Raw genomic sequence first — 14610 nt, forward strand, 5'->3', positions numbered from 1 at the left:
GTGCATCTCCCGCGCCAGCTCCACCCGCTGCACGATCTGCCGGACAGCCCCGAGGCGTACGACGCGGTCCTCGCCGACGTCGTCGAGCAGGCCCTGGAGCGGATCACGCCCGGGGGCAACCTCGAACACCCCGACTGCGTCGACGACATCGGCGACACCTCCCTCGGCATCACCTCCCTGCTGGCCCTCGCCTGGCAGCGCACCAAGGACCCACGCCTGCCCGAGGCGGTCGGCCGCAGCACGGACTTCCACCTCCGGGAGCGCGTCTTCACCGACGACAACCCCGGCTACCCGAACCTCCGGGTCCGCGACTCCGGCTTCCCGTACGCCCGTTACACCCTGGCGCCCGGCGACCACCCCATCGGCGACTGGCCGAGCACCGTCTGGGCGCTGCTCCAGGCAGTCAACCTGCTCGACCTCGCCGACGGCCTCCTCACCGACGAACAGATCCACGCCCTGCGGGAGACGAGCCTCGGCTACTGGCGCTGGCTCACCGAGGCGACCTTCTTCAACCCGCAGGAGGCCGGCAACCAGGCCATCGGCTGCGTCGTCGGCGGCCTGATGCTGGCCCGCCACCTTCCCCCCGAGGACGGCAGGCGGATCCGCGAGCAGGCCATCGCCCTGTACGTCGAGGAGATCCGTGCCCACCGGGTACGTGACCGGGGCGCCCTCCTCCCGCCCGAGCACGGCGGCGCCTACGACAACAACTACGGCCCGATCTCCCTGTCCTTCCTCGCCCAGGCCCACCTGGTGAGCGGCGAGCAGATCTTCGCCGAGGACGGGGAGGCGGTCGCCCGCTACATCGACGCGCGCCTCACGGTCGGCGGTTTCGACAACGGCGGCCCTCGCTACAGCGAGCAGCACTCCGGCTTCGAGTCCGTGCTCGGCCTGCGCTACTTCGGCCACCGCGTCGGCGCCGACCTGGGCCGCTATCGGGGCGACACCCGATGGGGCCGGCACGCGGTCAAGCCGGACGGCGGGGTCGACGGCCACTTCGCGTGGATGCTCATCTGGCAGATCCAGGACACCACGCCCTGGCACCGCACCCCGTCCACCGATCCGGTCAGGCACCAACTGCGCGCCGGACGGGTCTCGGTCGCCTTCGACTCGAGGATGACACCCGCCCTGGTCGAGGCCGACGGAACGTACTTCCTCCCCGCCGCCGTCAACCGCCAGCACGGCTTCGGACCGGTCGTCGACGGCTTCCTGCTCTGCCGCCCCATGGGCGAGACCCGGGTCCGGGACGTCAGCGCCCACGGCCTGACGGCCAAGCTCGTCACCAAGCCCGTCGTCACCCGCGACCACGTCCTGCGGCACGTCCGGTCCCTGTACGTCACCGACGGCACCCGGCTGTGGACCACGGTCGCCGTCGAGCGCCTGCCCGGGGAGCCGTACCTCCTCGCCGGACTGCCGTACGTGGCGGACAGCGCCGAGGGCCTGCGCCGGATCGCGGACGCCGACGTCGCCTCCGCCGGGGACCTGTGGCTGACCCATCCGGCCGCCGAGGGCCCGGAGTTCTTCGACGCCCGCGCCGACACCACCCAGGAGAGCGCCGCCTTCGCCCTCGCCGCCGATCCCCGCGGCTACGGCAACCCCGACGAGGGCTGGTCCCACCTGGTCGCCTCCACGGCCGTCGAGGCCACCCCCGCGCCGGACGCGCCGGACGACCTCAGCGTCTTCGCCGTCCGCTACGGCGGCTCCGGCGAGGTCTTCGACCCCGCCTTCGACCGTGTCGCGGAGGGGCTGAGGGTCCGCACGGAGGCCTTCACCGCCGTGATCGGCGATCCGGCGGGCGACCACCGGGGCGAACCGACACTGACCCTGCGAGTCTGACCTCCGCGGCCCCACCACGGACCCCACGAGCCGGCAGCCCGACGTTCCTGACGACGTCGGGCTGTCTCGTTCCCCGGCCCGCCCCTACGCTCCCGCGTCCACCGCGGGCATCGCCGACCCCGGCACGATCAGGTCCGCGTACGGCCTGGTCGACGCCACCAGCTCCGCGTTGCGCTCGTCCGTACGCAGCACCCAGTCGACCGCCTCGTCGTGCCCCTTGCCGAACTCCTCGTGCCGGGCCACCAGACGACGGACGCGTTCGGCCTCGTCGAGGTCGCAGAACCACACCTCGTCCAGGTGGGAGCGGACCCGCGACCAGGGCCCCCCGTTCACCAGCAGGTAGTTCCCCTCGGTGACGACCAGACGCGCGGACGGCGGGACCGGGATCGACCCCGCGATCGGCTGCTCCAGGGTCCGTTCGAACCCCGGCGCGTACACGACGTCGTCCTCGTCACCCCGCAACCGCTCCAGCAGGGCCGCGTACCCCGCCGCGTCGAACGTGTCCGGCGCGCCCTTGCGGTCCCGGCGGCCCAGGCGGTCCAGCTCCACGTCGGCCAGATGGAAACCGTCCATGGGGACATGGGCGACCCAGGGCTCGCCGCCTCCGTTGAGCTCCCGGGTCAGCCGCTCGGCCAGAGTGGTCTTCCCCGCGCCGGGGCCGCCGGCGACACCGAGGAGGGCACGACGGTCGGGGCGGACCAGGGCGGCGGCACGACGCAGCAGGTCGTCGAAGGTGACAGGCATGGGGAAGACGGTAGACCCGCCCGGCGTACTCGCGCCCGGACCGGGCAGACGACCCTTGCTGTCATCGGAAAGTGAGCGAAGCGGAAGGTGCCCATGCGTGCGAGACCCTGGTCGGAGCCGGACGGCGACGACGAGGCGGTGCGGGAGGAACTGGCGCGACTGCGCGCCGAGGTACGGCAGCTGCGCACCCGGATGGAGGGCCGCCCGCCGGTCGCCCAGGCCCAGGGCATGCTGCGGGAGCGCTACGCCCTGCCGGACGCCGAGACCGCGTTCGCGCTGCTCCAGCGGGCCTCACAGCAGTACAACGTCAAGCTGCGCACCCTCGCCGAGTCGGCCGTGGGCGCGCCACGTCCCGATGACCGCGGCGCGCTGTGGTTCCCCGGCCGGGCCCGGCACGCCGAGCCGGCCCTGAGCTTCGATGAGGAACAGGACCGTCGCGCCGGACGCGGCAACCGGAGCCGCGTCCTGACCGCCGTCCTCAGCCAGACCCTCGCCATCGTCGACACCGACATGGGCAACGTGCAGATCGCCGACCGCACCGAGGGCGGACTGCGCATCGAGCGGCACACGGGACACACACCGGACTTCGTCGACTTCTTCGCGTATGTCGGGGACGAGGGCACCTCCTGCGCCAAGGCCGCGCGGGAGGTCGCCCAGGTGACCGTCGAGGACGTGGCGACGGACGCGGTGTTCAGCGAGGACGCCCGCTCCGCCATCCTCCACGCGGGCAGCCGGGCGTGCCACAGCGTGCCGCTCATCACCGCCTCCGGGCTCTGCGTGGGCATGGTCTCCGCCCACTTCGAGCGCCCGCTGAAGGGGCTGACGCGAGCTCAGCTCAAGGCGTTGGCCGTCGCCGGCGCCGAGGCGGGCGAGTGGCTGGCCTGGTACGACCGGACCGTCGTCCTGGACGCTCTCGAACACCTCCACGCCCTCGGCCGTGCCCACCGCGGCGGCAGCATCAGTCGCCGGTGAGAGCCATGACGGACACGACCCGCCCGACCACGTCGACCGGAGCGACCGACCACGGCGAGCGGGTCACCCTCGACGGGGACACACCCCGGCGCCTTGACATCCCGTCCCCGAAACGGCCCGGCCCGGCGCCGGGCCAGCCCCCGCACCGGCGCCCGGGCCGCCACCGGGGCCGAGCGGGCTGAGTCAGCCGCAGAAGGCGGACTCCAACGTGCGGTTCACCGTCGCGTACACGGTGCCGTTGTTCGACGTGTTGGCGAACGAGGTCACGCTGCGCTTGCCGTTCTTCGAGGTGAACGCCCAGGTGTAGTAGCCCTGCACGGTTCCTGTGTGCCCGTACACCGAGACCCCGCACGACAGGTCGCGCCGACGCAGTCCCAGGCCGTACGCCTGGGTGCTGTTGACCGGCGTCCACTTCAGCATCTCCTTCAGCCGGGCCGCCGAGGTGAGCTTGCCCTGCACCAGCGCGGACATGAACTTGTTCAGATCCTTGGCACCGGAGACCAGACCGCCCGCGCTCTGCGCCCACGACGTCGTCTGCAACGTCGAGTCGATCTTCTTCCCGGTGGAGTCGGCGGTCATGTAACCGCGCGAGTGCTTGCCGGGGATCGTGTTCTTCGGGTGGACGTAGAACGTGTCCGCCAGCTTCAGCGGTGTGATGATCCGGTCCTGGTACGCGGTCGCCACCGGCTTCTTGGTGAGCTTCTCGATGAGCATGCCCGCGACCACGAAGCCCGCGTTCGAGTACGCGTAGGACGCGCCCGGCTTGTTGGTGAGCGGCTTGGCGAGCGACAGGTCCATCAGCTGACGGTAGGTGAACACCTTGTTCCGCACGTTCTCGAACCCCGCCACGCTGGGGGAGAAGAGGGTGTTGGCGTAGTCGTACAGTCCGCTGCGGTGGCTGAGCACATGGCGCACGGTGATCTTCTTGTCGGGCAGCAGTCCCGGCAGATACGTGTTGACGGAGGTGTCGAGCTTGATCCTGCCCTCGTCGACCAACTGCAGCAGGACCACCGCCGTGAACGTCTTGGTGACGCTGCCGACCCGGATGCGGTCCCCGGTGCCGAGGGCCCGCTTGGTGGTCCGGTCCGCGACGCCCTCCGCCAGGTGGTGCACCTTGCCGTTGTCGTCGATCCTCGCGAACGCGCCCGGCGCTCCCTGTGACAGCGCCGTGCGCAGCGTTTTTCGCAGCTCGGTCGTGTCGGGCCCCGCCGCCGGGGCCGCGTGGGCGGGGACCGTCAGCAACGACAGCACGACCGCGCCCAGCGTCGCCACACCCGTGCCCACCGTTCTCGAAACCATCTGATGCATCTCCTGTCACCCGCCGTCATCGACAGGGTGCATTGGAGTGGAGTGGTAACGGAGAGTCAAGTAGCCAGGTGCGGGGGCGAGTTGCCCGACTCGAAAGAGGGACAGTCGGGGGAGATCGGTTTCATCCGCCGAAGAGCTGGGTCCAGTAGGTTCCGGCCGCGCCGCCTCCGGCGAAGCCGATACCTATATGGGTGAAGCCGGGTTTGAGGATGTTCGCCCGGTGGCCGGGGCTGTTCATCCAGCCGCGCACCACCTCGGCGGCGGATCGCTGACCGCAGGCGATGTTCTCGCCGATGGAGCGGCGGGTGGAACCGGCCGCCGCCGCGCGGTGCCAGGGTTCGCGGCCGTCGGGGGATGTGTGGGAGTAGAAGGCCCTGGCCACCATGTCGGCGCTGTGCGCCTGGGCGGCGGTGGTGAGAAGGGGTCGGGGAGTGGGGGCAGGCCGGCCCCGGCCCGTTCGGAGTTGGTGAGGGTGATGACGTCGGTCGTGGTCCGGCGGAGGCCGTCGGAGGAGAAGGGGTGGGCCCAGAGGGCCGTCCAGAAGACGGTGCCCGAGCGGGGGTCCGTGGCCTGGCCGAGGCCCGTCTCGCTCCAGGAGGGTTCGCGCAGGGTGCGTCCGGCGTCAGGGTCGGAGCGGCAGTAGTCCACGAACTCGGCGGGGGTGCGGGGGCCGGAGACCAGGTGTTCGCCGATGGTGAGGTAGGCGTAGCCGGTGGTGGTGACGCGCTGGTGGACGGAGACGCCGTCCTTGCCTTCGGCCGCGAGGCGGCGCTGGGCGGCCATCGCGGTGGCGTGGGCCTGGGCGGCGGCCGAGAGGCGGGCGTCGGCAGAGACGGGGCGAGAACCAGCCGTGGCTCGGGTGGCGTTGACCAGGTCGAGGTAGTGGGTGAGGGGGAGGTGGGGGCCGTGCGCTTGTGGGCCGAGTGCGCGTCGGTGAGGGCTCGTCGCGCAGTTCCCCGCGCCCCTGGAGCGGCGCTTGTGCGGGCGCCTCCTCTTCCAGCACCTCCACCCCGAAGTCCCTCGCCACCCCCGCCAGTCCGTCCGCGTAGCCCTGGCCCAGGGCCCGTAGCTTCCAGACCGGCCCCTTGCGGTACAGCTCCGCCAACAGAAGTACCGTCTCGCGGATGGGTCTCGGTGGGGTGAAGCGGGCGAGCGGGCGGCCGTCGGGGGCGGTGACGAGCAGGGTCGGGGCGGGCAGGTGGCCCAACGGCGTGTCGGGAACGGACGGGCTGATCGCGAGGGTGAGACGAGTGGCGCCGGGGCGCAGGCTCGGTGGGTTCACCGTCAGCGTGTCTCCGGACAGTCGGGCGCCGGGGGCCGTCGGCTGGTTGTAGAAGACGAAGTCCGCGTCCCCGCGGACCTTGCCGGTGTCGTCCGTGACGAGGGCGGAGACGTCGAAGGGGCCCGGCACCCTGATCGTCAGGGGGCCGGTCGGCAGAGGGGTGTTGCTCCCGGGTACCAGCTCGTTCATCGGTGCCGTCCGTCGCAGTGACCGTCAGCCCGACAACGTCTCATCCCCGCAGGGCGGTTCCCGTGCCCTCCTGCCGCTCCATGGCCGCCAGGGCGTCCTGGCGGCCGGAACGCATGGACCTGATCGCCAGGAGCAGGACCCCGATGTCGTCCAGGTAGACCGGGTCGGGGACCAGGTCGGTCGGCAGGACGAGATAGAGCACGGCGCCCCAGAAGACCCACTTGGGGCCGGTGGGGAGTCCGGCGCGGCGCAGCTCGCGCCGGGTGCGGACGAGCCGGAGGAGCAGCCAGACGGCCGCTCCGAGAAGAGCGGCCGCGACCACCGCGACCGCGACGATCACCCACGTCCAGGAATCCATCGGTCCCGCCCCTCTGTCGGGCCGGGCGGTCCGCCCGGCCGGTGCCTGTCCATCGTCTTCCCCCCTGGGACGCGGTGTACCGCGACGCGCGGGGGAGGGGCGGGTCAGTGCGAGGCGCGGGCCAGGTTGTGGTCGACGAGGGCCTGGCTGACGGCCCGGATGGAGCGGGCCATGTGGTTCAGCTGCATGACCTCGGCGGCGTACATCTTGATGGTGTGCTCGATGACCGACTCGGACATGCCGAGGCTGGGCAACTCGGAACGGGCGGTCTGCAGGGCGGTGCGGGCGACCCGGATCTCGTGCTGGACCTGGATCTGCGCGTGGCGGGCGAGCAGCACGGGGTGGCGCATCATCGCCGGGTAGGAGCCGTAACGGGCCGGTACCAGCTCGCGCAGCCACTTGGCCGCGGACCTCTCCCAGTCGTAACTGCCCGGTGTCTTGACCTGACACGGCCAGTCCGTGCGGAGGGGCGAGGAGGTGAGGGCCATGTTCAACGCTCCGGTCTTGCATCGACGCCATTGTGTGCAACGGGTGTGGAGTCTGGGCGGCCCCGGCATAGGGGATGGCCGGGGCCGCCTCACCCGGGGCGCCGTGCGGGTAGGAGCGGACGGACCCGGGTGGACGGCGTGCCCCGGAGTCCCCCGGGTCACGATCCGCGAGCAGTATTTATATATACCGATGAGTTTGCAAGGGCATGAAAAAATTCATGCCGGTAAAGCGGTGAATAATCCCCTGCTGTCCGGACCAGACCGGGGCGAACGGGATCAGTCCCGCAGGAAGAACTGGTGCTGCTCCGAGACCTGCTCGTACGCCTCCAGGCGGGCCTGGGTGCGCTCCGGGTCGGCGTCGGTCATGGCCTGGAGCAGGGCGGAGGACATCATCACGGGCGCCGCGTAGGAGTCGAAGACCAGGCGTGAGCCGGTGCCCGTGGCGAAGACGGCGTCCGCCTCGTCCGCGAGCGGCCCGAGCGCCAGATCGGTCACCAGGGCCACCCTGAGGCCGGCGCCGTGGGCGACCCGCAGCGCGGTCAGGGTCTCCTGCGCGTGCCGGGGCATGGAGAACGCCAGGACCCAGGTGCCCCCCGCCTCGCGGGACTGCAGCAGCGCGTCGTACGCGACCGTGCCGCCCTTCGTCACCAGCCGGACGTCGGGGTGGATACGGCGGGCGGCGTACGCGAAGTACTCGGCGAGCGCGCCGGAGATCCTGAGGCCGAGGACGGTCAGCGGGGCCGAGCGGGACAGGGCACGGCCGATCTCGATCACCTGGTCGGGGTCGGCGAAGTCGCGCCGCAGGTTCTCCAGGTTCTCGATCTCGGCGTCCACGGCGGCCTGCAGTTCGTTGCTGCGGTCCGCCGCGGAGAGCGTCGGGGCACTGCCGAGGGTGGCGAGCGCGATGGCCTGGAGCCGCTCCCGCAGCGCGGGGTAGCCGCTGAAGCCGACGGCGGCCGCGAACCGGGTCACCGAGGGCTGGCTGACGCCGACCCGTTCCGCGAGATCGGTGATCGACAGAAACGCGGCCTCGGTGATGTGCTCGATCAGGTACTGGGCGATCCGCCGCTGCCCCGGGGAGAGGCGGGGCCCGTCGAACAGCTCCCTGAGCCGGGACGTGGGCGACTGCTCGGTGTCCGCGGCCGTCCGCCCCGACGTGATCGCTGATGCCTGCGCACGTGCCTGCTGCGGCGATGGCACCCGCGCGCCTCCTTCGTCTCCCACGAGCACTCAACATAGCCCACGGCCCGCGCGATGCCGGGCGGATCCCGCGACCTGCGAGAACCCCGTTTCGGGCACACCATGGGGGTACCCGGGGTACCCGCACCCTGTCGTCCACACGAGGGAGAAGGCTCGTGACCCTGCCCAGCCTGCCCGTGTCCCAGGTGGAGGTCGTGCTCTGCGACTGCTCCGCCCAGGACGCCGAACGCGTCTTCGCCTGTCTGCGCGCCCACTTCGAGTCCGACCGGCGCCCCGACGACCCTCCGCACGAGACCGGCACCGACCGGCCCACGATGTGGACCGGCATGTACGACACGGCCGCCGCCGTCACCACCGGCGCCGACCGGCACCCCGAGCCGCCGTCCGCGCCCGTCACGGTCGAGGTCCAGGGCAGCCCGCCGGCCGTACGGCTGCTGCGGTCCGCGCTGGAGGAGGAGTACGCCGTGCGTCAGGTCGGCGTCGAGGCCGGTGACCAGGAGGTCCAGCTCCAGCTGCGGGTCGAGGGCGGGAGGGGCGGGGCTGATGACGACTCTGGGGGTGGGCAGCGGGCGCGCGGCACGGGGTTCGGTGACCGAGGGTGCGGCCCGCGCGGGACTGACGGCACGCGGTGTCATCTATCTGCTGGTCGGGGCGCTGGCCCTGCAGATCGCGTTGGGCGGTAGTTCGGAACAGGCGGACCGGCAGGGCGCCCTGGAGGAGATCTCCGAGAAGCCGCTGGGTTCCGCGATGCTGTGGGCCCTGGGCATCGGGCTGGTGGGCATGGCGCTGTGGCGGCTGTCGGAGGCCGTGTTCGGGGCGGCCGGCCCCGACGGCCGCAAGTGGACCAAGCGGCTCGCGTCCGCGGCGCGCTTCGTCTTCTACGCCTTCGTCGCCTACTCGGTGCTGACCTTCGCGGCGGGCGGTGGCAGCGGCGGAGGAGGCGGCGGTTCCAGCGACGAGCAGTCCCGGGACGTGACGGCCCGCGCGCTCGAACTCCCCGGCGGCCAGTGGCTCGTGGGCGCGGCGGGTCTCTGCGTGATCGCCGCGGGCGGCTGGATCGGAGTACGGGCCGCGATGCGCTCGTACCACAAGCACCTCCGGCTCGGAGAGATGTCACGGCGCACGCGCCGCCTTGTCGACGTCACGGGTGTGGCCGGCGGGGTCGCCCGCGGCCTGGTCTTCGCCACGGCCGGTGTCTTCGCCGTGCGTGCCGCTGTCGAGTACGAACCCGACAAGGCCAAGGGGCTCGACGACACCCTGCGCTCCTTCGCCGACTCCCCCGCGGGCCCGGCGCTGCTGGCCTGTGTCGCGGTCGGGCTGGTCCTGTTCGGGCTGTTCTCGTTCGCCATGGCGCGCTGGCGCAAGGTGTGAGGCACGTCAGGAGAGCGAGCCGGCCGGAGAGCGGGGCGTACCGTCTCCGGCCGGATGCCCGATTCGCTCACGGGAACAGTCGGTCGAGGAAGGCGTTCCCGTAGACCCGGTGCGGGTCGAGCCGGTCCAGGACCTCCCGCGCACCGGCCCAGCCCGGCCCCGCGCCGTCGTCGAAGGACGCCGGTACGACCGTGCCGAGCACCTCCTCGTCGCGCCAGGCGGCCTCGTCCGTGTAGCCCCAGCGAGGTCCGCAGGACGTAGGCGTCGCTGCCGGCGTCCCACACCACCGCCGTCAGCGACAGCACGAGATTGCTGAGCGAGCCGTACGTGTGACCGGACGGCCGTGTCTCCCCGGCCGCGGGTACGGCCGTGCCGTGCGCGTCGACCGCGAGGGCGCCGCCGAGGGAGAGGCCACCGGGCGCGGGGCAGGCGGTCACTCCGAGGCCGTGGCCCTCCAGGAAGGTCAGCAGCGCTTCCAGCGAGGCGCCGGAGCCCGCCCGGACGGCGGCCGGCTCGGTGGACTCCAGGGCCATGGCGGTGAGGTGCGTGGTCGTGTCGACGAGCAGCACCGGGGCGTCCGCGTCGGTGCCAGGGGTGATCGTCAGGGGCGACCAGCCGTGGGAGTGGCCGCGTGCGCGGACCGTCCAGCCCTGCCGCCGTGCCCAGTTGACGACCGCCACCACCTGCTCCGCGTCGGCCGGCGCGCACGCCCACAGGCCGGACGCGGTGATCTCCCCGTCCCAGTTGCGGTACACCGACCTGTACAGCTCGACGTCCGCGGGGAAGCCGGGCAGTTCGGCCGCGGCGGCGGCAGGGTCCCGGCGGACGAGCTGCGGGGCGAGGGCGAGGGCGGCGGTGCCGAGGAGGAAACCCCGGCGGGAGGTTGCTGAGGAGTCGGTCACGGTGATCACGCTAGGCCGGACATGGGCACAAGTGACCGATCCGCCATCTGGATTCACTCGTGCGAGTGAAGCCCCGGAGGGGTGGGCCAGGGCGGCGAGGTCACGGCACCATTCAGGGAAGGGGACATCGACCGACCGGGAGGACCTGTGACCGAGGTACACGGCAGCCAGGGCCGAGGCCGCGACGAGACCGAGGACGAGCGGGCCGACCGCCGCTGGACCGACCTCATCCAGGAGGTACGGGTCGCCCAGACCGGCGTGCAGATCCTGTTCGGCTTCCTGCTCACCGTCGTCTTCACCTCGCGTTACGAGGACCTGCCGCAGACCGATAAGACCATCTACATCGTCACCGTCGTCCTCGGCGCCGCCACCACCGGCGCCCTGGTCGGCCCCGTCTCCTTCCACCGGATGGTCGCCGGACGCCGTATCAAGCCCGCCGCCGTCGAGTGGGCGAGCAGACTGACCGTCGTCGGTCTGATCCTGCTCCTTGCCACGATGACGGCGGCGCTGCTGCTGGTCCTGCGCGTGGCCACCCACGACGAGTACGTGCCGTGGCTCGTCGGCTGCGTGGTCCTCTGGTACCTGCTGTGCTGGGTCGCCCTCCCGGCCTGGATCCGCCGCCGCTACTCCGGCGACGAGCCGGGGCGTCGTCACACCCGCGAGTGACGTCCCCGGTGGCGTGATTGGCGGTGTTGCCCGTGGGCCGCGTGGTGCGCGAGCGTGCCATGTCATGGACCGTGACCAGAGTCGCCCCACCCCACCCCTGACCCGCCGTCAGCTCCTCGCCGCCACCGGTGCCACGGGGCCGCCGCGGTCATCGGCGCCGTCGGTCCGGCCGCCCCCGCGGCCGCCCGGCCCCGTACCGCCGACGCGGCCCTCTCCCTCACCTTCACCCGGGCCACCAACGGCTCGGCGACCCTCGCACCCGCCGGCGACACACTGATCGCCGAGGCCCAGAGCGGCCTGTGGTCGCTTCCGCGCGGCGGCGGCCAAGCGGTCCCCCTCACCCCGGCCGGCCTCGAACCCAACCGGCCCACCCACTCCCCGGACGGCGCTCTCGTCGCGTTCTGCGCCTACCAGGGCGGCGGCTTCCACCTGTGGACCATGCGCCCCGACGGCTCCGACCTGAGGCAGCGCACCGACGGCCCCTGGGACGACCGGGCACCGGCCTGGTCGCCCGACGGCACCCGGCTCGCCTTCGGCTCCGAGCGCGGCGGCGACCCCGACGCCCCCTTGGGCGGAAGCCCCTACCGCATCCACGTCCTGCACCTCGGCACCGGCGCCGTCACCCCCGTCACCGGCCTGCCCGACCAGGACGGCCCCCTCCAGGACGGCCCGTGGGAGGACTTCGACCCCACCTGGTCACCGGACGGCACCCGGCTTCTGTTCGTGCGGGCCAAGGTCGTCACCACCGGCACCACCCCCACCGTCGAGTCCCGCACGATCGCCGCAGTGGCCGCCGACGGCAGCGGGGCGGTGACCGTCGAACACACCGAGACCGCCGCCGCGCAGGTCATGACCCCCGCTCTCGCCGCCGACGGCCGTCTCGCCCACCTGCGGACCACGGCCTCCCCGAACGGCTCCTGCACCCTCGTCGTCGACGGGCGAGCCGTCCCGGTCGACGGCGACCTCGCGCCCGTGCCGCCCCGCTGGACGGCCGACGGCCGACTGCTGGTCACGCTCGACGGCGCCTTCACCCTCGTACGCCCCGAGGAACCCGCGGAGCCGGAGGAGATCCCCTTCGAGGGCGTCCTCCCGGTGGACCGGCCGCGCTACCGCGTCAAGGAGTACGACCTCGGCCAGGAGCGGGTTCGCCCCGTGCGCGGCATCCACCTGCCCGCGCTGTCGCCGGACGGCCGCAGCATCGCCTTCGCCGCCCTCAACTCGCTCTGGTTGGCAGGCACTTCGGGCGGTCGCCGACCGAAGCGGTTGCGCGAGTCGCCGGCCACCCGCACCCTGCTCGCGCCCTCCTGGGCACCCGACGGACGCTCGCTCGTCTACGCCGACGACCGCGACGGACTGCTCGGTGTCTACCGACACGATCCGGCCACCGGCGAGGAGACCGCCCTCGCGACCGGCGGCCGGGTCATGCCCGCCCTCTCGCCCGACGGCGAGCGGCTCGCGTGCCTCGACATGGTCGGCCGGCTCGTCGTCCGGGACCTGGCGAGCGGTGCGGAACGCGTCCTCGTGGCACCGCTCGGCGGCGGCGGCATCCCCGGCAGACCGAGCTGGTCGCCCGACGGCCGCCACCTCGCACTGTGCGATCGCAACCGTCTGGGCGCCCGCTTCCGGGAGGGCTACAACCTGATCCGGGTCGTCGACGCCACGACCGGCGCCGACCGGCTGCACACGGTCGCGCCCCACACCTCCATCGCCGACCGCTACGACTCCGGGCCCGTCTGGTCACCCGACGGGCGCTGGATGGCCGTGATCGTCGAGTCCGCGCTCTGCCTGCTGCCCGTCACCCCCGACGGCACCCCGCGCGGCAGACTCCGCACCCTCACCACCGAACCCGCCGACCACCCCACCTGGTCCGGCGACTCCAAAACCCTGCTCTACCAGTCCGGCACCCGGCTCCGCCTGATCGACGTCTCCGGCGATCACGCCCGCACCGTCCGCGTGCCGCTCGACCACACCCGGCCCACCCCCGCCGACATCGTCGTCCACGCGGGGCAGATGTGGGACGGCACCGGCGAGACGGTCCGCGACGACGTCGACATCGTCGTACGCCGCGGCCGGATCACCGCCGTCGAAGCGCACCGGGGCAACCGCCGCGCCGCGCTCCGCCGGATCGACGCCTCCGCGCACACCGTGATCCCCGGCCTCTGGGACAGCCACACCCACCCCTGGCAGAGCACCTACGGCAGCCGCCAGGCCACCGGACAGCTCACCTACGGTGTCACCACCGCCGTCTCCCTGGGCGGCTTCGCCCACGAACAGGCACGCATCCGCGAGGAGGTGAACACCGGCCGGCTCGCCGGACCCCGGCTCCTCACCACCGGCGAACTCCTCGATGGCGCCCGGGTCGCCTACAGCATGGGCCGCGCCCACCGCACGAGGGCCGGACTGCACCGCTCCCTCGAACGCGCCGAGGCCCTCGACTGGGACTTCGTCAAGACCTATGTGAGGGCGCCCGGTTGGGTGATGAGCGAGGCCGCGCGCTTCGCCCACGAACGCCTCGGCGTGCGCACCGGCGGCCATCTGCTCTCCCCGGGCGTCCAGCTCGGTCAGGACCTGACGACGCATCTCCAGGCCACCCAGCGCGCGGAGTTCGGCCACGCCATCACCACGACCGGGCGGGCCCACCAGGACGTGGTCGAGATCTACACCCGGCAGGGCGTGGACTTCTCCCTGATCGCCACCCCTTTCACGGCCTCACCCCTCATGGGCGCCGACCCGGCGCTGGCCGACGACCCCCGGGTCACGGTCGTCATGCCGCCGTGGGACGCCGCCGTCGTCCGGCAGGGCGCGGGGCCCCGCCCACCCGCCCAACTCGCCGCCCTGCGCACCGAGACCGACATCTACCGGCGGATCCTCGTGGCGGGCGGCGTCGTCGCGCTCGGTACGGACCAGCCGCTCGGCCCCGTCGGCCTCTTCCTCCACCTCGCCCTGCGCGCCCTGCACGCCGGAGGCCTCGGCCCCGCCGAGACCCTGCGCACCGCGACCGTTCTTCCGGCCCGGCTCTTCGGTCTCGACGACGACCTCGGCACGGTCGAGACGGGCAAGCTCGCCGACCTGACGATCGTCGACGGCGACCCCTTCACGGACTTCGCCGACCTCGTCCGCACGGTGACGGTGCTGCGGGGCGGAACGCCGTACACCACCGAGGAGTTGGTGGCCGCCTACCGGCCCTCCGCCCGACGGGTGAAGGCCGCCGGGACGGAGGAGGACTGGCTGGAGGTCGGCCGGCTGATGCGCCGCGACGGCTGCTGTCACGACGGCCACTGAACGTCCCGACGACCG

Annotated in this window: 11 protein-coding genes and 3 pseudogenes; 6 read left to right on the forward strand and 8 right to left on the reverse strand. The window is 72.6% G+C overall.

Translation table 11 applies throughout. From position 1 onward, the window contains the following. The gene (locus E4N62_RS41540; RefSeq protein WP_230223228.1) at positions 1-1833 is read left to right on the forward strand and encodes a hypothetical protein; all 1833 of its coding nucleotides are present in this window, start codon (positions 1-3) and stop codon (positions 1831-1833) included. 84 nt (positions 1834-1917) lie between these two features. Here E4N62_RS41540 and E4N62_RS41545 read toward each other — a convergent pair whose 3' ends face one another. Next, complete coding sequence (locus tag E4N62_RS41545) at positions 1918-2577, reverse strand: nucleoside/nucleotide kinase family protein (protein WP_230223149.1); 660 nt, start codon at positions 2575-2577, stop codon at positions 1918-1920. A 93-nt stretch (positions 2578-2670) separates the two neighbouring features. Between E4N62_RS41545 and E4N62_RS41550 the strand changes: the two genes are divergently transcribed. Next, the gene (locus E4N62_RS41550) at positions 2671-3549 is read left to right on the forward strand and encodes an ANTAR domain-containing protein (protein ID WP_230223151.1); all 879 of its coding nucleotides are present in this window, start codon (positions 2671-2673) and stop codon (positions 3547-3549) included. A gap of 183 nt (positions 3550-3732) precedes the next feature. Here E4N62_RS41550 and E4N62_RS41555 read toward each other — a convergent pair whose 3' ends face one another. The 5 genes and pseudogenes from E4N62_RS41555 to E4N62_RS41575 form a co-directional block, all read right to left on the reverse strand. Beyond that, positions 3733-4848, reverse strand: a complete 1116-nt coding sequence (locus E4N62_RS41555) for a serine hydrolase (protein ID WP_230223154.1) — start codon at positions 4846-4848, stop codon at positions 3733-3735. A 130-nt stretch (positions 4849-4978) separates the two neighbouring features. After that, a pseudogene (locus E4N62_RS41560) lies at positions 4979-6328 on the reverse strand (CAP domain-containing protein). 40 nt (positions 6329-6368) lie between these two features. After that, a complete protein-coding gene (locus E4N62_RS41565; protein ID WP_230223156.1) occupies positions 6369-6686 on the reverse strand; it encodes a YkvA family protein in 318 nt (105 codons plus the stop codon). Between the two features lie 104 nt (positions 6687-6790). Next, on the reverse strand, positions 6791-7174 hold the full coding sequence (locus E4N62_RS41570) for a hypothetical protein (RefSeq protein WP_184902816.1): 384 nt from the start codon (positions 7172-7174) through the stop codon (positions 6791-6793). A gap of 276 nt (positions 7175-7450) precedes the next feature. Next, entirely contained in the window at positions 7451-8374 is a 924-nt protein-coding gene (locus E4N62_RS41575) for a MurR/RpiR family transcriptional regulator (protein WP_230223158.1), read from the reverse strand. A 155-nt stretch (positions 8375-8529) separates the two neighbouring features. On the opposite strand from E4N62_RS41575, the gene E4N62_RS41580 reads away from it, so the two are divergent. After that, entirely contained in the window at positions 8530-9057 is a 528-nt protein-coding gene (locus E4N62_RS41580; RefSeq protein ID WP_230223160.1) for a hypothetical protein, read from the forward strand. Beyond that, complete coding sequence (locus tag E4N62_RS41585; RefSeq protein ID WP_230223162.1) at positions 8963-9745, forward strand: DUF1206 domain-containing protein; 783 nt, start codon at positions 8963-8965, stop codon at positions 9743-9745. The genes E4N62_RS41580 and E4N62_RS41585 overlap by 95 nt, the downstream gene beginning before the upstream one ends. A 67-nt stretch (positions 9746-9812) precedes the next feature. Here the strand turns inward: E4N62_RS41585 and E4N62_RS41590 are convergent. Together E4N62_RS41590 and E4N62_RS41595 are read right to left on the reverse strand one after the other, a co-directional pair. After that, positions 9813-9968: pseudogene (locus E4N62_RS41590) on the reverse strand (cholesterol oxidase substrate-binding domain-containing protein); the annotation flags it as partial. Between the two features lie 22 nt (positions 9969-9990). Further along, positions 9991-10647, reverse strand: a pseudogene (locus E4N62_RS41595) (FAD-binding protein); the annotation flags it as partial. A 147-nt stretch (positions 10648-10794) separates the two neighbouring features. Between E4N62_RS41595 and E4N62_RS41600 the strand changes: the two are divergent. Next, complete coding sequence (locus tag E4N62_RS41600) at positions 10795-11313, forward strand: DUF6328 family protein (RefSeq protein ID WP_230223166.1); 519 nt, start codon at positions 10795-10797, stop codon at positions 11311-11313. Positions 11314-11751: 438 nt separating this feature from the next. Further along, positions 11752-14595, forward strand: coding sequence for an amidohydrolase family protein (locus E4N62_RS41605; protein ID WP_230223169.1), 2844 nt, complete (start codon positions 11752-11754; stop codon positions 14593-14595). Positions 14596-14610 lie beyond the last annotated feature (15 nt).

Origin of the sequence: Streptomyces sp. MNU76 (assembly GCF_020982545.1) — a bacterium.
In the GTDB taxonomy this organism is placed as follows: Bacteria; Actinomycetota; Actinomycetes; order Streptomycetales; family Streptomycetaceae; genus Streptomyces.